16 protein-coding genes are annotated in these 17,038 nt (G+C 71.5%); 7 read left to right on the top strand and 9 right to left on the bottom strand.

The features are described from left to right. Window positions 1-34: 34 nt before the first annotated feature. A complete protein-coding gene (locus tag ACIREE_RS09550) occupies window positions 35-232 on the bottom strand; it encodes a DUF1918 domain-containing protein (RefSeq protein WP_404148703.1) in 198 nt (65 codons plus the stop codon). Window positions 233-311: 79 nt separating this feature from the next. Continuing rightward, a complete protein-coding gene (locus ACIREE_RS09545) occupies window positions 312-1,283 on the bottom strand; it encodes a DMT family transporter (RefSeq protein WP_404148701.1) in 972 nt (323 codons plus the stop codon). On the opposite strand from ACIREE_RS09545, the gene ACIREE_RS09540 reads away from it, so the two are divergent. Continuing rightward, the gene (locus tag ACIREE_RS09540; protein WP_404148699.1) at window positions 1,282-2,721 is read left to right on the top strand and encodes a PLP-dependent aminotransferase family protein; all 1,440 of its coding nucleotides are present in this window, start codon (window positions 1,282-1,284) and stop codon (window positions 2,719-2,721) included. The genes ACIREE_RS09545 and ACIREE_RS09540 overlap by 2 nt on opposite strands. Here the strand turns inward: ACIREE_RS09540 and ACIREE_RS09535 are convergent. Continuing rightward, window positions 2,718-3,161, bottom strand: coding sequence for a DUF6314 family protein (locus ACIREE_RS09535; RefSeq protein ID WP_404148696.1), 444 nt, complete (start codon window positions 3,159-3,161; stop codon window positions 2,718-2,720). The two genes, ACIREE_RS09540 and ACIREE_RS09535, sit on opposite strands and share 4 nt — an antisense overlap. A 141-nt stretch (window positions 3,162-3,302) precedes the next feature. Between ACIREE_RS09535 and ACIREE_RS09530 the strand changes: the two genes are divergently transcribed. Further along, window positions 3,303-5,807 (top strand): alpha-L-arabinofuranosidase C-terminal domain-containing protein, encoded by a 2,505-nt coding sequence (locus ACIREE_RS09530; protein ID WP_404148694.1) that lies wholly within the window; start codon window positions 3,303-3,305, stop codon window positions 5,805-5,807. On the opposite strand, the gene ACIREE_RS09525 is transcribed toward ACIREE_RS09530, so the two are convergent. Together ACIREE_RS09525 and ACIREE_RS09520 are read right to left on the bottom strand one after the other, a co-directional pair. Further along, window positions 5,794-6,594, bottom strand: a complete 801-nt coding sequence (locus ACIREE_RS09525; RefSeq protein ID WP_404148692.1) for an AAA family ATPase — start codon at window positions 6,592-6,594, stop codon at window positions 5,794-5,796. The genes ACIREE_RS09530 and ACIREE_RS09525 overlap by 14 nt on opposite strands. A gap of 4 nt (window positions 6,595-6,598) precedes the next feature. Next, window positions 6,599-7,591 (bottom strand): aldo/keto reductase, encoded by a 993-nt coding sequence (locus ACIREE_RS09520; RefSeq protein WP_404148689.1) that lies wholly within the window; start codon window positions 7,589-7,591, stop codon window positions 6,599-6,601. Window positions 7,592-7,758: 167 nt separating this feature from the next. Here ACIREE_RS09520 and argC point away from each other — a divergent pair, with 167 nt between their 5' ends. Genes argC through ACIREE_RS09495 form a run of 5 tightly spaced genes read left to right on the top strand, consistent with a single transcriptional unit; the run spans window position 7,759 to window position 12,650 of the window. After that, window positions 7,759-8,787, top strand: coding sequence for an N-acetyl-gamma-glutamyl-phosphate reductase (argC, locus tag ACIREE_RS09515; protein ID WP_404148686.1), 1,029 nt, complete (start codon window positions 7,759-7,761; stop codon window positions 8,785-8,787). Next, window positions 8,784-9,935 (top strand): bifunctional glutamate N-acetyltransferase/amino-acid acetyltransferase ArgJ, encoded by a 1,152-nt coding sequence (gene argJ, locus ACIREE_RS09510; protein ID WP_404148684.1) that lies wholly within the window; start codon window positions 8,784-8,786, stop codon window positions 9,933-9,935. Before argC ends, argJ begins: the two co-directional genes overlap by 4 nt. After that, entirely contained in the window at window positions 9,932-10,858 is a 927-nt protein-coding gene (gene argB / locus ACIREE_RS09505; protein WP_404148681.1) for an acetylglutamate kinase, read from the top strand. Before argJ ends, argB begins: the two co-directional genes overlap by 4 nt. After that, the gene (locus ACIREE_RS09500; protein ID WP_404148679.1) at window positions 10,855-12,060 is read left to right on the top strand and encodes an acetylornithine transaminase; all 1,206 of its coding nucleotides are present in this window, start codon (window positions 10,855-10,857) and stop codon (window positions 12,058-12,060) included. The genes argB and ACIREE_RS09500 overlap by 4 nt, the downstream gene beginning before the upstream one ends. A 17-nt stretch (window positions 12,061-12,077) precedes the next feature. Then, on the top strand, window positions 12,078-12,650 hold the full coding sequence (locus ACIREE_RS09495; protein WP_404148677.1) for an arginine repressor: 573 nt from the start codon (window positions 12,078-12,080) through the stop codon (window positions 12,648-12,650). Between the two features lie 88 nt (window positions 12,651-12,738). Here ACIREE_RS09495 and ACIREE_RS09490 read toward each other — a convergent pair whose 3' ends face one another. Genes ACIREE_RS09490 through ACIREE_RS09475 form a run of 4 tightly spaced genes read right to left on the bottom strand, consistent with a single transcriptional unit; the run spans window position 12,739 to window position 16,984 of the window. Beyond that, window positions 12,739-13,704 (bottom strand): PfkB family carbohydrate kinase, encoded by a 966-nt coding sequence (locus tag ACIREE_RS09490; protein WP_404148674.1) that lies wholly within the window; start codon window positions 13,702-13,704, stop codon window positions 12,739-12,741. After that, window positions 13,701-15,176, bottom strand: a complete 1,476-nt coding sequence (locus ACIREE_RS09485; protein WP_404148671.1) for a purine-cytosine permease family protein — start codon at window positions 15,174-15,176, stop codon at window positions 13,701-13,703. The genes ACIREE_RS09490 and ACIREE_RS09485 overlap by 4 nt, the downstream gene beginning before the upstream one ends. A 57-nt stretch (window positions 15,177-15,233) precedes the next feature. Next, a complete protein-coding gene (locus tag ACIREE_RS09480; protein ID WP_404148669.1) occupies window positions 15,234-16,268 on the bottom strand; it encodes an ADP-ribosylglycohydrolase family protein in 1,035 nt (344 codons plus the stop codon). Continuing rightward, entirely contained in the window at window positions 16,265-16,984 is a 720-nt protein-coding gene (locus ACIREE_RS09475; RefSeq protein WP_404148666.1) for a GntR family transcriptional regulator, read from the bottom strand. The genes ACIREE_RS09480 and ACIREE_RS09475 overlap by 4 nt, the downstream gene beginning before the upstream one ends. Window positions 16,985-17,038: the final 54 nt, after the last annotated feature.

Below are 17,038 nucleotides of genomic sequence, written 5' to 3'. Positions count from 1 at the left end.
GGAAGCTACTGAGTACGGGCGCCACCGAGTCCGGTCACTCCCGTCGGCCGACGACGGGCCGCACGACCGCGTCGGGGCCCGGCGACATGATCGCCTCGTGGCCGTCCTCGAACCGGACGCGGAACGGGGGACCGCCGTCGGTGCCGAGGACTTCGATGATCTGGGCGATCCTGTCGTGCTGACCGACGATCCGGCCGTGCACCAGGAGCCGGTCGCCTACGGTTGCGCGCATCAGGAGTGACCTCCTCGCCATGCCGTGAGTTCCGGCAAGTCTACGGCGGGGGCGGGGAGTTGAGACCCCTGACGGCCGCTCAGACGCGGGCGCGCTGGGTGACCGCGATACAGACGAGGACGGCGCCCGCCGTCAGCGGCGCCGCGACCGGCAGCGACTCGCCCAGCAGGAACACCGACCACACGAGTGTCAACAGGGGCTGGGCGAGCTGGAGTTGGCTCGCCTTCGGGATGCCGATCAGCCCCATGCCCTTGTACCAGACGACCAGGCCGAGGAACTGCGAGCCCGCCGCCACCCACAGCAGGCCCGCCACCGCGTGCCCGGTCAGCCGTACCGGTTCGTACGACAGCGCGACCGCCGCGCCCGCCACGGCGACCGGCAGGCACAGCACCAGCGCCCACGCGATGACCTGCCAGCCCGGCATGACCCGGGCGAGCCGGCCGCCCTCGGTGTAGCCGGCCGCGCAGATCAGCAGCGCCCCGAACAGGTACAGGTCGGCCCGGGTGAGGGCGCCGCCGCTCTGCTGCACCGTGAACGCGATCACCGCGGCCGCGCCCGCACACGCCGCGATCCAGAAGGCGCGGGAGGGCCGGGCCCCGGTGCGCAGCGAGGAGAACACGGCCGTGGTCAGCGGCAGCAGGCCCACCACGACCGCCGAGTGCGCGGTCGTGGCCGTCCGCAGGGCGAGCGTGGTCAGCATCGGGAAGCCCAGGACCACACCGGCCCCGACGACCGCGAGCCCCGCCCAGTGCCGGCGCCGCGGAAGCGGGACGCGCAGGGCGAGCAGGCACGCGCCCGCGATCACGGCCGCGAGCACACTGCGGACGCTCACCAGCGACCAGGGGCCGAACCCTTCGAGACCCCAGGCGGTGGCGGGGAAGGTGAGGGAGAACGCGACGACGCCGAGAGCGGCGAGCGCCGTGCCGGTAGCGGCCGGGCCGCGGGTCGTCCCCGATGCCGGGCCCGGGGCGGTGCCAGGGGGAGCTGATGGATCGGACCGCTCGGCAACTGCTATCGCGATGTTCTCGGTAGCGCTATTCTCACTCGTCATGCATGAGCGTAGCAGCGTGGGCGAACTGGCGAAACGGTTGCGGGACGAGCTGAACCGCTACTCAGATGGTGAGAAGCTGCCGTCGAGCCGGGCTCTCGTCGAGCGGTTCCGGGTCAGCCCGGTGACCGTCTCGCGGGCGCTCGCCCAGCTCGCCGCCGAAGGACTCGTGGTGACGCGGCCGGGAGCCGGTGCCTTCAGGGCCGCACCCCGCGCCGCCGCCCCCGCGGGCGACACGTCGTGGCAGGAGGTCGCGCTGAGCGCCGACTCCGCCACGGAACCGGTGCCCCGCGCGGTGGACGCCTCGGGCGTGCTGGTCACGCTGGCCGCCTCGCCGCCCGGGGTCGTCGAGTTCAACGGCGGCTATCTGCACCAGGTGCTCCAGCCCGTCGGCGCGATGGCCGCCGCGCTCGCCCGCGCGGGACGGCGCCCCGGCGCGTGGAACCGGCCGCCCGTCGACGGACTGCCCGAACTGCGCGAATGGTTCGCCCGCGGCATCGGCGGCGCGATCACCGACGCGGAGGTGCTGATCACCTCCGGCGGCCAGTCGGCGCTCGGCACGGCGCTGCGGGCGCTGGCCCCGCCCGGCGCCCCCGTCCTGGTCGAATCGCCCACGTATCCCGGCATGTTGGCGATCGCGCGGGCCGCGGGCCTGCGCCCCGTGCCGGTGCCCGTCGACCGGGACGGCGTCCGCCCGGACCTGCTCGCCCAGGCCTTCAAGGCGACCGGCGCCCGCCTGTTCGTGTGCCAGCCGCTGTTCCAGAACCCGACCGGCGCGGTGCTCGGTGTGGAGCGACGCCCGGAGGTGCTCCGCATCGCGCGCGAGGCCGGCGCGTTCATCGTCGAGGACGACTTCGTGCGTCGCCTCGTGCACGACGACGCGGGCCCGCTGCCCCGCCCCCTGGCGACCGACGACCCCGACGGCGTCGTCGTGCACGTCTGCTCGCTCACCAAGGCGACCTCGCCGAGCCTGCGCATCGGCTGCCTGGCGGCCCGCGGCCCGGTCCTGGAGCGGCTGCGCGCCATCCAGGTCGTCGATCAGTTCTTCGTGCCACGCCCCTTGCAGGAGGCCACGCTCGAACTCGTCGGGTCCCCGGCCTGGCCGCGCCATCTGCGTACGGTGGCGGGGGAGTTGAGGATCCGCAGAAACGCCCTCGCCACCGCCCTCGCCGCGCGGCTGCCCGAACTGTCCCTGCCGTACATCCCGGTCGGCGGCTACCACCTGTGGGCGCGGCTGCCCGACGGCACGGACGAGCGCCGGCTCGTCGCGGGCGCCCTGCGCGCGGGCGTCGCCGTGGCCCCCGGCCGGCCGTACTTCGCGGCCGAACCCCCGGCCCCGTACCTCCGGCTGAGCTTCGTGGCGGTCGCCGGGACGGCCGAGATCACCGAGGGCGTACGCCGCCTCAGGACGGCCTGCGACGAACTGCTGCCCGGCTCTTAGAGCCGGCGGTAGTCCGTCGTGAGGACCAGGTCCTTCGCCGGTCCTTTCACGCGCCACACCGTCCGCCAGGTGTCGGCGTCGTACACCTCGAACTCGCCCCGGTAGAGGTCGGCCGAGCAGGGGTGGTCCGCGATGTGCCGGCCGTCGCGCAGATCGAGGCCGTGGAAGAAGCGGCCGTCCGCGAAGCGCACCACGGCCGTGCCGGGCGTCTCGCCCGGCAGATAGCGCAGGGTCCGCTCGGCGGGGCGCACCACTCCGTGCCACGCGAAGGTGCCCGACTCGAAGTGCAGCAGCCCCCCGTCGTCCGTCGCCGTGAAGTCCGTGGTGCCGGTGAACGTGCCGGTCACGTCGTCGGCGAGATCCCGCACGGTCCGCTCCACGCGCCAGCTCCCGGCCAGGAACACCAACACGTCGGAAACCGGCCAGAGTTCACTCGTCACGCACACCACTCCCGTACACCTCTGCGCGAACCGTTGACGCGCGTACCGCCACTTCCTATCTTGCCGTTCGGAGTTTAGGACACAGTACGAAATCTCGAACATCCGCCAGGAACAATCCGGCTATGGATCAAGGGAGCGCGCATGACGCGTGGACGACGCAGGCGCTGGAGAATCGGGCTCGGGGCCGCGGTGGGCTCGCTGCTCGCCGGGACCGCCGTGCTGCCGTCGTCGGCCGCCGACGCGGCCGCCGGCACGGACGCGACAGCCATCACCGACTACGCCGTCACCGTCGATCCGAGCCGCACCGGCGCGACCATCGACGATTCCATGTACGGCGTCTTCTTCGAAGACATCAACCGGGCCGCCGACGGCGGGCTCTACGCCGAGCTGGTGCAGAACCGCTCCTTCGAGTACACGACCGCCGACAACAAGGCGTACACCCCGCTCACCGCATGGGCGACCACCGGCACGGCCCGGACCGTCGACGACGACGGCAGGCTGAACGCGCGCAACCGCACCTACCTCTCGCTCGGCGCCGGCGCGTCCGTCACCAACTCCGGATACGGCACCGGCATCACGGTCGCCAAGGGCAGGACGTACGACTTCTCGGTCTGGGTCCGCGCCGACACGGCGCTGACCGTCACCCTCACCGACGCGGACGGCGCGCTGGCCGCACCCGAGCGGGTCGCGACGAAGGGGAAGTGGGCCAAGTACACAGCGACGTTCACCGCGCGCCGCGCCAGCGCGACCGGCCGCCTCTCCGTCGCCACCACGCGGGCCGCCGCCCTCGACATGGTGTCCCTCTTCCCCCGCGACACCTACAAGGGCCGCGAGAACGGGCTGCGCAAGGACCTCGCCGAGAAGATCGCCGCCCTGAAGCCCGGCTTCGTGCGCTTCCCCGGCGGCTGCCTCGTCAACACCGGCTCCATGGAGGGCTACGACGCGGCCTCCGGCTACCAGCGCGCCCGCTCCTACCAGTGGAAGGACACGGTCGGCCCGGTCGAGCAGCGCGCCACGAACGCCAACTTCTGGGGCTACAACCAGAGTTACGGACTCGGCTACTACGAGTACTTCCAGTTCGCCGAGGACATCGGGGCGATGCCGTTGCCCGTCGTGCCCGCCCTCGTCACCGGCTGCGGCCAGAACCAGGCCGTGGACGACGACGCGCTGCTCGAGCGGCACATCCAGGACACGCTCGACCTCATCGAGTTCGCCAACGGGCCCGTGACGAGCGAATGGGGCAGGAAGCGCGCCCAGATGGGCCATCCGAAGCCCTTCCACCTCACGCACCTCGAAGTCGGCAACGAGGAGAACCTGCCCGAAGCGTTCTTCGCCCGCTTCAAGCAGTTCCGCGCTGCCATCGAAGCCAAGTACCCCGACGTGACGGTCATCTCCAACTCTGGTCCCGACGACAGCGGTTCGGTCTTCGACACGGCGTGGAAGCTCAACAAGGACGCCGACGTCGCCATGGTCGACGAGCACTACTACAACAGCCCGCAGTGGTTCCTGCAGAACAACGACCGCTACGACTCCTACGACCGCAGCGGCCCCAAGGTCTTCCTCGGCGAGTACGCGTCCGGCGGGAACACCTTCGCCAACGCCCTCTCCGAAGCCGCCTACATGACGGGACTCGAACGCAACGCGGACGTCGTGAAGCTCGCCTCCTACGCGCCGCTGCTCGCCCGCCAGGACACAGTCCAGTGGCGGCCCGACATGATCTGGTTCGACGACCAGAAGGCGTGGGGCTCCGCCGACTACGAGGTGCAGAAACTGTTCATGCGCAACGTCGGCGACCAGGTCGTCCCGTCCACCGCCACGAACACCCCCTCGACGACCGCGCCCATCACCGGCGCCGTCGGCCTGTCCACCTGGGCGACCAGCGCCGCCTACGACGACGTACGCGTCACCGGCGCCGACGGCACGAGCCTGCTGAGCGACGACTTCAGCGGTGACGCCGGCCGGTGGAGTACGTCCGGCAGCGGAAACTGGAGCATTCAGGACGGGCAGTACGTCCAGTCGGACGAGGCCGCCGAGAACACCATGGTCACCGCGGGCGACCCGAGCTGGCACGACTACGACCTGCACGCGAAGGCCACCAAGAAGTCCGGCAAGGAAGGCTTCCTCGTCGCGTTCGGCGTCAAGGACACCGGCCATTACTACTGGTGGAACCTGGGCGGCTGGAACAACACCCAGTCCGCCGTCGAACAGGCCGTGAACGGCGGCAAGTCGACCCTCGTCGCCAAGGCGGGAACGATCGAGACCGGCCGCGCCTACGACATCGACATCAAGGTGCGTGGCCGCCAGGTGACCCTCTACCTCGACGGCCAGGAGTGGGGCTCGTTCAAGGACGACAAGCCAGCGGAGCCGTTCCGCCAGGTCGTCACGCGCGACAAGAAGACCGGCGACCTGATCGTCAAGGTCGTCAACGCCCAGGACGCGCAGGCCCGTACGACGGTGAAGCTCGGCGGCGCGAAGGTCGCGAAGTCCGCGGCCGTCACCACGCTCGCCGCCGCTCCCGACGCCGAGAACACCGCGGACGCGACCCCGGTGAAGCCCGTGACCTCGACCTTCGCCGGGGTCGCCGACACCTTCACGTATACGTTCCCGGCGAACTCGGTGACCTTCCTCAGGATCAAGAAGCGCTGAACCCGTCGTGGCCCTGAGCCACGAAAGGCGCCGCCGGAAACGCCGTGACCGGGCACTCCACGCGGGCCGTGCAGCCGGTGTCCCCGCACTCGCAGGAGAACGGGGCCACCGCGTCGCCCACGTCGCCGCGCGACCAGGGGCGGGCGAAGAACGCCGTGTACTGCGCCACGACGGCCTCATTGGCCTCGCGGAGCAGTGCGCGGCGTTCCGCGCGGGAGGTGGCGCCCGGCCCCGCGGCGAGCGGGCCCGCCCAGCGCGCCGCCACCTCCTCGGTGACATCGGTGTCGACATCGACGGTCAAAAAGGGCGCGCCGGACATCCGTACCTCGTCCTCGATGACGTCGGCCAGGCGCCGGTACAGGGCCAGCGGGCCGGCCCTCAACTCCCGCTCCGCCAGCCGCTTTTCAAGGAGCTCGGGAGTGGGCAGCAGCCACAGGGCCGCCCGGCCGGGCAGGGCCCGGACCGACTCCGGGGTGATCACCGTGCCCTCGGCCACGGTCAGCGGGGCCGCGGGCAGGGCCCGTACGTCGTCCGCGACCATCCGCCCGCGCTCATGGTGCAGGGACATCGCGAGCAGGTCCGGCACAGGCGCCGCCCAGCGCTCCTTCGGCGAGAGCGTCTCGAAGCGGAGCGCCGCCCGCCATCCCGCGGCGAGGGCCCGGTCGCGGTGCGCCCACGTGCGGGTGTCCGCGTGGTAGCGGCGCAGCCCGTGCCGCCGGGCCAACCGCTCGGCGACCGTCGACTTCCCCACCCCGGGCGGCCCGCCGAGCCACACAACTGCCGTCACTCGATCAGCCGTTCACGAACTTCATGCTGCTGTCGTCGTAGCGGGCGCCCGCCACCGCGCCCGCGGGTGCCGCCGCGTCGATCGCCGCGAGGTCGTCGGCGGACAGCTCCAGCGTGGCGGCCGCGACGTTCTCCTCCAGGTAGGTCCGGCGCCGGGTGCCGGGGATCGGCACCACGTCGTCGCCCTGGTGCTGGACCCACGCGAGCGCCAGCTGCCCGGCCGTGACGCCCTTGCGGTCCGCGATCTCCTCCAGGCGGTCGACGATGGCGAGGTTGCGCTCCAGGTTCCCTTCGGCGAACCGCGGCTGGCCGCGCCGCATGTCCCCGTCCTGCAGACCGTCCGTCGACTTGTAGCGGCCGGTGAGGAAGCCCCGGCCCAGCGGCGAGAACGGCACCAGGCCGATACCCAGCTCCCGGCACACCGGCAGCACGTCCGCCTCCACGTCGCGCGTCCACAGCGAGTACTCGCTCTGCAGGGCCGCGATCGGGTGCACGGCGTACGCCCGGCGCAGGGTGTCCGGGCCGGCCTCCGACAGACCGAGGTGGCGGACCTTGCCCTCCTTCACCAGCTCGGCGAGCGCGCCCACGGTCTCCTCGATCGGCACGTCCCGGTCCACGCGGTGCACGTAGTACAGGTCGACGTGGTCGACGCCGAGCCGCCGCAGGGACGCCTCGCACGCCGCACGGACGTACGCCGCGTCGCCGCGGATCGCGATCGCCTCACCGAGCTTGTTCGAGAAACCGAACTTGGTGGCCAGCACCGCCTGCTCGCGCCGTCCCGGCGCTTTGAGGGCCCGCCCGATCAGCTCTTCGTTGTGCCCGGCGCCGTAGAAGTCGGACGTGTCGAGCAAGGTGACGCCCAGGTCCAGCGCGCGATGGATCGTGCCGATCGACTGTTCGTCGTCGGACGCGCCATAGGCGTGGCTCATGCCCATGCAGCCGAGGCCCTGCGCGGAGACGGTGAGCGAGCCGAGGCGGCGAGTGGGAAGGTCCGTCATGAGTGCTGCCTCCTGTGAAGATGTCGGTGCGGAACGCGTACTCGACGCTATGACCTGGAGTGCACTCCAGGTCAAGCGGACGGCTCCGGTACGAAGCGTCCGGGGATCACTTGATTGCATAAACGTGCATCACGACGTATAGTCATGCCATCTAGGAGGAGGGTTCCATGGCGGTACGCGCAGCAGTGGCGGGAGCGAGTGGATACGCGGGCGGCGAAGTGCTGCGCCTGCTGCTCGCGCACCCCGAGGTGGAGATCGGCGCCCTGACGGGCAACTCGAACGCGGGACAGCGGCTCGGCTCGCTGCAGCCGCACCTCCGCCCGCTCGCCGACCGCGTCCTCCAGGAAACCACCCCCGAGGTGCTCGCGGGGCACGAGGTCGTTTTCCTTGCGCTGCCCCACGGGCAGTCCGCCGCCGTCGCCGAGCAGCTCGGCCCGGACGTCCTCGTCGTCGACATGGGCGCCGACTTCCGGCTCCAGGACGCGGGGGACTGGGAGAAGTTCTACGGCAGCCCGCACGCCGGCACCTGGCCCTACGGGCTTCCCGAACTGCCGGGCGGCCGGGCCGCGTTGGAAGGCAGCAAGCGCATCGCGGTGCCCGGTTGCTACCCGACGGCCGTCTCGCTCGCGCTGTTCCCGGCGTACGGGGCGGGGCTCGTGCAGAGCGAAGCCGTCGTCGTCGCCGCGTCCGGCACCTCCGGCGCGGGCAAGGCGGCCAAGCCCCACCTCCTCGGCAGCGAGGTCATGGGGAACATGACGCCGTACGGCGTCGGAGGCGGCCACCGGCACACCCCCGAGATGATCCAGAACCTCAGCGCGGCCGCCGGGGAGAAGGTCTCCGTGTCCTTCACGCCGACGCTCGCCCCGATGCCGCGAGGCATCCTCGCCACGTGCAGCGCCAAGGCCAAGGACGGCGTCACTGCCGAGACGGTCCGCGCCGCGTACGAGAAGGCGTTCGCCGACGAGCCCTTCGTGGAGCTGCTGCCCGAGGGGCAGTGGCCCGCCACAGCGGCGGTGTACGGATCGAACGCCGTGCAGATCCAGGTCGCGTACGACGAGGCCGCGGGCCGCGTCATCGTCATCAGCGCCATCGACAACCTCACCAAGGGCACCGCCGGCGGCGCCCTGCAGTCCATGAACATCGCCCTGGGTCTCGACGAGACCACCGGGCTCTCGACGATCGGAGTCGCGCCGTGAGTGTGACGGCAGCCAAGGGATTCCAGGCCGCGGGCATCACCGCGGGAATCAAGGACAGCGGGACCCCGGACCTGGCCCTCGTGGTCAACCGTGGCCCCCGCCTGGCCGCCGCGGGCGTCTTCACCTCCAACCGCGTCAAGGCCGCCCCCGTCCTCTGGTCCGAGCAGGTCCTCAAGGGCGGACTCGTCTCGGCGGTCGTCCTCAACTCCGGTGGGGCCAACGCCTGTACGGGACCCAAGGGCTTCCAGGACACGCACGCCACCGCAGAGAAGGTCGCCGAGGTCCTCGACCTGAACGCGGGTGAGGTCGCGGTCGCCTCCACCGGACTCATCGGCGTCCTGCTCCCCATGGACAAGCTGCTCCCCGGCGTGGAGACCGCGGCCGGCAAGCTCTCCGAGCACGGCGGCGAGAAGGCCGCCATCGCCATCAAGACCACCGACACCGTGCACAAGACCGCCGTGTACGAGGGTGACGGCTGGACCGTCGGCGGCATGGCCAAGGGCGCGGGCATGCTCGCCCCCGGCCTCGCCACCATGCTCGTCGTCCTCACCACCGACGCCGACCTCGACAGCGAGGTCCTCGACAAGGCCCTGCGCGACGCCACCCGCGTCACCTTCGACCGGGTCGACTCCGACGGCTGCATGTCCACGAACGACACGGTGCTGCTGCTCGCCTCCGGCGCCGCCGAAGTCGCCCCGCAATACGCCGAGTTCGCGGAAGCCGTCCGCTCCGTCTGTGACGACCTCGGACGCCAGCTCATCGGCGACGCCGAGGGCGCCAGCAAGGAGATCAAGGTCGAGGTGATCAACGCGGCGAGTGAGGACGACGCCGTCGAGGTCGGCCGCTCCATCGCCCGGAACAACCTCCTCAAGTGCGCCCTCCACGGCGAGGACCCCAACTGGGGCCGTGTCCTCTCCGCCATCGGCACGACGCAGGCAGCCTTCGAGCCTGACCGGTTGAACGTCGCGATCAACGGCGTCTGGGTCTGCAAGAACGGCGGCGTCGGCGAGGACCGCTCCAAGGTCGACATGCGCTTCCGGGAGGTCACCATCACCGCCGACCTCGCGGCCGGCGGCGAGACGGCGACCATCTGGACGAACGACCTGACCGCCGACTACGTCCACGAGAACAGCGCGTACTCCTCATGAACCAGCCCGCAGCGCGGAAGCACACCGCGCTCCCCAAGGCTCAGACCCTCATCGAGGCGCTGCCCTGGCTGACCCGCCACCAGGGCAAGACCGTTGTCATCAAATTCGGCGGGAACGCCATGGTGGACGAGGAGCTGAAGGGGGCCTTCGCGCAGGACGTCGTCTTCCTGCACCACGCAGGCCTCAAGCCCGTCGTCGTGCACGGCGGCGGCCCGCAGATCAGCAAGGCCCTGGACAAGCACGGCATCGTCAGCGAGTTCAAGGCAGGGCTGCGGGTCACCACCGAGGACGCCATGGACGTCGTACGGATGGTGCTCGCCGGACAGGTCCAGCGCGAGCTCGTCGGCCTGCTCAACCAGCACGGACCGCTCGCCGTCGGCCTCACCGGCGAGGACGCGCACACCATCACCGCCACCAAGCACCAGCCCCGTATCGAGGGCGAGTTGGTCGACATCGGCCGCGTCGGCGAGATCACCGAGATCGACACCGGCGCCATCGAGGCCCTGCTCGCCGACGGCCGCATCCCGGTCGTCTCCTCGATCGCCCGCTCCCAGGACGATCACCATGTCTACAACGTCAATGCTGATACGGCGGCTGCGGCACTCGCTGCTGCGCTGGACGCCGAGACGCTGATGGTGCTGACCGACGTCGAGGGCCTCTACGAGGACTGGCCCCACAGCGACGAGGTCATCAGCCGGCTCACCGCCACCGAACTCGAGAAGCTGCTCCCGGACCTGGCGAGCGGCATGGTCCCGAAGATGGAGGGCTGCCTGCACGCCGTGCGCAACGGTGTGCACACCGCCCGCGTCATCGACGGCCGCGTCCAGCACTCGATCCTGCTGGAGATCTTCACCGACGAAGGCATCGGCACGATGGTCGTGCCCGACGCACCGAACCACGGGGAACAGGGGGACGCAGCATGACCGGCACCGCGAACCAGGAGCTCACCCAGCGTTGGCAGGGCGCTCTGATGAACAACTACGGCACGCCGCGACTGCCCCTGGTCAAGGGCGCCGGCACCAAGCTGTGGGACGCCGACGGCACCGAGTACCTGGACTTCGTCGGCGGCATCGCGGTCAACGCGCTCGGCCACGCCCACCCGGCGGTCGTCGAAGCGGTCAGCACCCAGATCGCCTCCCTCGGCCACGTCTCGAACCTCTTCATCGCCGAGCCGCCCATCGCGCTCGCCGAGCGGCTCCTCCAGCTCTTCGGCCGGGACGGCGCCGTCTACTTCTGCAACTCCGGCGCCGAGGCCAACGAAGGCGCCTTCAAGATCGGCCGGCTCACCGGGCGGCGCCACATGGTCGCCACGACCGGCGGCTTCCACGGCCGGACCATGGGCGCCCTCGCCCTCACCGGCCAGCCCGGCAAGCAGGACGGCTTCACGCCGCTGCCCGGCGACGTCACGCACGTCCCGTACGGGGACGTGGACGCGCTCCGGGCGGCCGTCACCGAGGACACCGCCTTCGTCATCATCGAGCCGATCCAGGGCGAGAACGGCGTGGTCGTGCCCGGCGACGGATACCTCAAGGCGGCCCGGGAGATCACCCGCGCCACCGGCACCCTGCTCGTCCTCGACGAGGTGCAGACCGGCGTCGGCCGGACCGGCCACTGGTTCGCGTACCAGGCGCAGGAAGGCATCGATCCGGACGTCGTCACGCTCGCCAAGGGCCTCGGCGGCGGCCTGCCGCTCGGCGCGACCATCGCCTTCGGCGAGACGGCGAAGCTCCTCAAGCCCGGACAGCACGGCACGACGTTCGGCGGCAACCCCGTCGCCTGCGCCGCCGGACTGGCCGTACTCGACACCATCACGGCCGAGGGCCTGCTGCAGAACACCAAGAGCATGAGCGAGAAGCTCACGGCCGGAATCGAATCGCTCGGCCACCCGTTGGTCGGCCATGTCCGGGGCGCGGGCCTTCTGCTGGGTATCGTGCTCACCGGGCCGCGCGCACCCCAGGTGCAGCGAGCGGCCCAGGACGCGGGCCTCCTGGTGAACGCGCCCGCACCCGACGTCGTCCGGCTCATGCCCCCGCTGAACCTGACCGACACCGAGGCGGACGCGTTCCTGGCGGCGCTGCCCGCGGTCCTGGACGCGGCCGCGGCCGACGGGGAAGCAGGAGCCTGAGGAATGGGACGACGACGATGAGCAGCAAAGCGGAGCACACAGAGAACCTTGAGCGGGCCGCGACGAACGCCGCACTCGCCCACGGCCCCGCCGTGCCGCAGACGCGCACCGCGCGGCACCGCCGGATCGTGGACATCCTCAACCGGCAACCGGTGCGCTCGCAGAGCCAGTTGGCGAAGCTGCTCGCCGACGACGGACTCAACGTCACCCAGGCCACGCTCTCCCGTGACCTGGACGAGCTGGGCGCGGTCAAGATCCGCAACACCGGCGGCGAGCTGATCTACGCCGTGCCCAGCGAGGGCGGCTTCCGCACCCCGCAGGCCCCGCTCGGCGAATCGGCCAAGGAAGAGCGCATGCGCCGCCTCGCCGGTGAACTGCTCATCTCGGCGGAGGCCTCGGCGAACCTGGTGGTGCTCCGCACACCGCCGGGCGCGGCCCAGTTCCTCGCCTCCGCCATCGACCAGGCCGAACTGCACGTCATCCTCGGCACGATCGCCGGCGACGACACCCTGATGCTGATCAGCAGGGACCCGGCGGGCGGCCAGGCCCTGGCGGACCACCTGCTGCGCGTGGCCCAGAACGACCACTAGCGGGTCGGCGGAATCAAGCCCCTCCGGCGATTGAGGAGCGGGGTCCGGGGCAGAGCCCCGTGGCCCGAGCGACAGTGCCGGGGGAGCGTCAAAGCAGGCGGAGCTCGGCAGCCAGCGCAGGCCCGACGAACGAGGCAAGCTCCCCCCGGGTGGGCCCGGTCGCAGGCCCCCGCCGGGTAACGGCAAGAGCCGCGGCCGCATTCGCCCCCCGAGCCGCATCAACCGCCGAAACCCCCCGCCCCAGCAACGCCAAGAACGCCCCGACATGCGCATCCCCGGCCCCATTGCTGTCCACGGCCTCCACGGGGAACCCGGCGACATGCACGACCTCCCCCGACCCGGGCGGAGCCAGAAAGCACCCGTCCGCATCGGCCCGCACCAACACCCCGGCCCCGTCCCGCAACCGCCCGCGCAGCGCAAGCGCAGCCTCCCGGGGCTCGGCCACACCGGACATCAGACGGGCCTCCCGCGCGTTGCAGGACAGCCAGTCCGTACGGGCCAGCACCGGATCGAGGACCTCGGCCGGAATGTCCGCCACCAGGGGCGCCGGGTCGAAGCAGACCCGTACATCGTCGGGAAGGCCCGCTACCAGCGCGGACAGCAGCGGCCCGTTGACCTCCATCACGAGGCCGTACCCGGAGACCTGGAGGAGGTCGCCGCCGCGCACGGAAGCGGCGATGCCCGCCGCCTCGTCCCGCGTCATCCGCGCGTCGACCCCGAAGCTCGTCACGAACGTCCGCTCGCCGCCCCCGTCGACCAGCGCCACACAGAACCCCGTGTCACCGTCGGTACGTACCGGAAGCAGCGCCTCGACACCCTCCGCGGAGAGCGAGGCCCGCACCAGTTCCCCGTAGGGGCCGGTGCCGTGCAGCCCCGCGTACACGGCCCGCGCGCCGAGGCGCCGCGCCGCCGTCAGGGTGTTGAAGCCGCCGCCCGCGTACAGCGCGGTGCGGGTACCGATGACGTCGCCGCCGCGCTCCGGCAACGTAGGCACGTCGATGACCAGGTCGGCGATGACGTTCCCTGCGAGCACGACACGGGAGTCGGCGGTCATCGGGTGGCCTCCTCAAGGGCGACGGAATCAGTGTCGGGGGAGTCGAGGGTCACTGGAGTGCGGCGCCCGAGCAGCGCGTACACCGCACCGCCCACGACGATGGCGACGAGCCAGCCGAGACCGTTCTCGCCGAACCACGAGTCGGCGAGCGGCCCCTTGAACCACACGTCCTCCGCGCTCGTCGACGCCGTCGTGAACAGCAGCCCGGCCACGATCGCCGCCACCCACGCGAGGACGGCGGGCAGATGGAAACCGCCGCGGTACCAGTACCGGCTGCCGCGCCCGGTGTCCATCACCGCCGCCGGGTCGTACTGACGGCCGCGCAGCATGTCGACGGCGATCACACCGATCCACGCCGAGATCGGCACGGCGAGCAGCGTCAGGAACGTGCTGAACGGGCCGTAGAAGTCGTCCGCGATCAGCATGAAGTAGACGCCGCCGAGGAACATCAGGACGACGTCCACGATGACCGCCCAGGCGCGCGGCACCCGCAGGCCGAGCGTGATCATGGTCAGCCCTGCCGAGTACGTGGACAGGTGGTTGGACATGAGCAGTCCGCCGAACGCCGCGATCAGATACGGCACGGCCATCCAGGACGGCAGCATCGCGTTGATCGCGGCGACCGGGTCCGCCGACGTGGCGAGCGACGGGTCGCCCGCCGTGAGCAGCGAGCCGAGCGAGATCAGCAGCACCAGCGGGATGCCCGCGCCGAACGCGGAGGCCCGTACGAGCCGTCCGCCCGGGATCGCGCGCGGCAGGTAACGGGCGTAGTCGGCGCCGGCGTTGGCCCAGCCGATGCCGGTGCCCGCCGCGATGAAGCCGATCCCCGCGACGACACCGCTGACCGGTCCGGCCGGGGTGTCCAGGACCTTCGACCAGTCGACCGTCGCGACGAGGAAGCCCATCACGATCAGGTTCAGGACGCCGAAGAGGACCGTCGCCCACTTGTTGATCCACATGATCGTGGCGTGCCCGAGCCCGCTGATCAGCAGGGTGCAGACGATGAAGACGAGCAGGCAGACCAGCGTCAGCACGGTGCCCTTGCCGACACCGAAGAGCGTGTTGAGCAGGGCGAGCAGCGCGTACGCCGCCGTGGTCGTGGTGATCGTCTCCCAGCCGACCCGGCTGAGCCAGGACACCAGCGTCGGCCCGTGGTTGCCGCGCTGCCCGAACACCGCACGGGACAGCGTCAGGGCGGGCGCGCCGCCCTTCTTGCCCGCCAGGCTGAGCGCGCCGACCAGCGCGAACGAGCCCACCGCGCCGACGACCGCGACGAGCACGGCCTGCCAGATGTTCAGGCCGCGGAAGGCGACCAGCGTCGCACCGAGCGGCAGCCCGAGGATCGAGATGTTGGCGGCGAACCACGTCCAGAACATCTGGCTCGCGTGGCCGTGCCGCTCACTGTCGGGGACCGGTTCGATCCCTCGGGTCTCCACGGTGCCGACGCGGTCGTTCTTCGTTGAAGCGGCCATGGCGGAACCTCCTTGCTCTAGCTCGGTACAGATGAAGGTGAGGACGGGGAAGGGTGCTCAGGCGGCGGTGCGGAACGTGAGCAACTGCCTTGTCAGCGGCTCCAGTTCGAGCCCGTTGACCTCGCGCAGGATGCGTACGGCGTCGGCGGGCAGAGCGCCCAGGCCGCGGATGGAACCGGCGATGGCGCCCGCGATGGCGCCGATCGTGTCGCTGTCGCCGCCGAGGTTCGCCGCGAGGAGCGCCGACCGCCACGGGTCGCCGCCGGTCAGCGCGAGGACCGCGAAGGCCGCGGGGACGGACTCCTGGCTGGCCACGCTGGTGCCGATGAGCGCGTTGATACGGTCCAGGGCCGCGGCCTCGTCGAGGCCCGCGACCAGTTCGCGCGCCCAGCCGATGCGTGCCGGGATGCTGGCGCCCGCGATCCAGTGGCCGCGCCGCGCGCCGGCCTCGGACGCGGCGATCGCCGCGTCGAAGACGTCGTCGAGCGAGCCGCCCGCGACACCGGTGGAGACGGCGGCGGCGACGGCTGCCGCGCCCGCGATGCCGATGTTCGTGTCATGCGTGACCTGGCAGGACTCGACGACCCGGTCGAGGAAGGTCTCGGTGTCGTCGGAGGTGCGGGCGGCGGCGCAGGGGAAGGCGATGCCGACCGGGGTGACGCGCATGGCGGACCCGTTCGTGGTGCCGTACTTGCCGGCCTCCTTCGGATCGGTGCCCCGGGCCACGGCGTCGAGCGCCGCCTTCGTCGACGGGCCGAGCAGGTCGAAGGAGCCCTTGGCCTTCATCTCCCGCTCCCAGGACAGGAGTTCCTCGGCGAAGCGCAGCGGGTCGACATGTCCGCCGCCCTCCACGATCAGCCGGGCCACGATGACCGCCTGGTCGGTGTCGTCGGTGACGGACCCGGCGGGCATCCCGGCGGCGACGGGGTTGTCGGGCCGCGCGGGCTCGAAGCCGCTCAGCGTGCCGTAGACGCGGACGACCTCCTCGCGCGACATGACCTGCGTCGGCATGCCGAGGGCGTCGCCGAGCGCGAGTCCGTAGAAGGCGCCGGCCGCACGGTCGAAGAGGTCGGATTCAGGGGTGACGCTCACAGGTGGCCTCCTCGGCCGGTACGTACGTGCAATTGGAAACGGGACGGGTCCAGCAGGCTCGTCACCTGCTCGACCACGCCCCCGTCCGCGTCGCGGAACACCTGGGCGACGCGGAGGAAGGACTCGCCGGGGGCGCGTCGCAGGGTCGCGGCATGGGCCGCGTCGAGTCCGGCGACGGCGATGTGCGCCTCGCCGGACTCGCGGACCCGGCCGGCCGCGGCGAGCGTCCGGTTCAGGGAGCCGCCGTCGAGGCCGCGCTCGACCAGGTCGGCCAGCGGCCCGACAGCGGGCACCCGGCTGAACTCCAGCGAGACACCGTGCCCGTCGGGCAGTCGGCGGACGCGGTCGAGCGCGATGAACTCGGGGCTTTCCAGGCCGAGTTCGGCGGCGAGCGCCGCATCCTGTATCCGCTCGAACCGCAGGGTCCCGGTCGTCAGCTCGGTGCCCTGCTCGGCGAGCGCGCGGGTCCAGCCAAGACGCTGGTCGAGCGGGGCGCCGTCGAAGGTGACGATCGAGCCGATCCCGGCGTGTGTCTCGATGAGCCCCTGCTCGCCGAGGACGCCGAGGGCCTGCCGTACGGTCGTCCGGCTGACCCCGAACCGCTCCCGCAGCGCGTGCTCGCCGGGCAGCCTGCTGCCGTCGGCGTGCACGCCCGTGCGGATCTCCTCCGCCAGTACATGGGCGACGCGATGATGCTTATGAACCTGTCCAGGCATGTCTAGACCGTAGACACGAAGAAGCCGACCTGTCTACACCTGTCCAGTGTCGAC

Origin of the sequence: Streptomyces sp. NPDC102467 (assembly GCF_044765445.1) — a bacterium.
Lineage (GTDB): Bacteria > Actinomycetota > Actinomycetes > Streptomycetales > Streptomycetaceae > Streptomyces.
The sequence above is the reverse complement of the archived record's forward strand: the minus strand, read 5'-3'. Positions and strand labels throughout refer to the sequence as shown.

Excerpts from the sequence above, each read along its gene's own strand:
- argC (WP_404148686.1), top strand. The coding sequence starts at position 7,759 with ATGGCGGTACGCGCAGCAGTGGCGGGAGCGAGTGGATACGCGGGCGGC.
- ACIREE_RS09495 (WP_404148677.1), top strand. The coding sequence starts at position 12,078 with ATGAGCAGCAAAGCGGAGCACACAGAGAACCTTGAGCGGGCCGCGACG.
- ACIREE_RS09490 (WP_404148674.1), bottom strand. The coding sequence starts at position 13,704 with ATGACCGCCGACTCCCGTGTCGTGCTCGCAGGGAACGTCATCGCCGAC.
- ACIREE_RS09500 (WP_404148679.1), top strand. The coding sequence starts at position 10,855 with ATGACCGGCACCGCGAACCAGGAGCTCACCCAGCGTTGGCAGGGCGCT.
- ACIREE_RS09485 (WP_404148671.1), bottom strand. The coding sequence starts at position 15,176 with ATGGCCGCTTCAACGAAGAACGACCGCGTCGGCACCGTGGAGACCCGA.
- ACIREE_RS09530 (WP_404148694.1), top strand. The coding sequence starts at position 3,303 with ATGACGCGTGGACGACGCAGGCGCTGGAGAATCGGGCTCGGGGCCGCG.
- ACIREE_RS09520 (WP_404148689.1), bottom strand. The coding sequence starts at position 7,591 with ATGACGGACCTTCCCACTCGCCGCCTCGGCTCGCTCACCGTCTCCGCG.
- argB (WP_404148681.1), top strand. The coding sequence starts at position 9,932 with ATGAACCAGCCCGCAGCGCGGAAGCACACCGCGCTCCCCAAGGCTCAG.
- ACIREE_RS09550 (WP_404148703.1), bottom strand. The coding sequence starts at position 232 with ATGCGCGCAACCGTAGGCGACCGGCTCCTGGTGCACGGCCGGATCGTC.
- ACIREE_RS09545 (WP_404148701.1), bottom strand. The coding sequence starts at position 1,283 with ATGACGAGTGAGAATAGCGCTACCGAGAACATCGCGATAGCAGTTGCC.
- ACIREE_RS09540 (WP_404148699.1), top strand. The coding sequence starts at position 1,282 with ATGCATGAGCGTAGCAGCGTGGGCGAACTGGCGAAACGGTTGCGGGAC.
- ACIREE_RS09475 (WP_404148666.1), bottom strand. The coding sequence starts at position 16,984 with ATGCCTGGACAGGTTCATAAGCATCATCGCGTCGCCCATGTACTGGCG.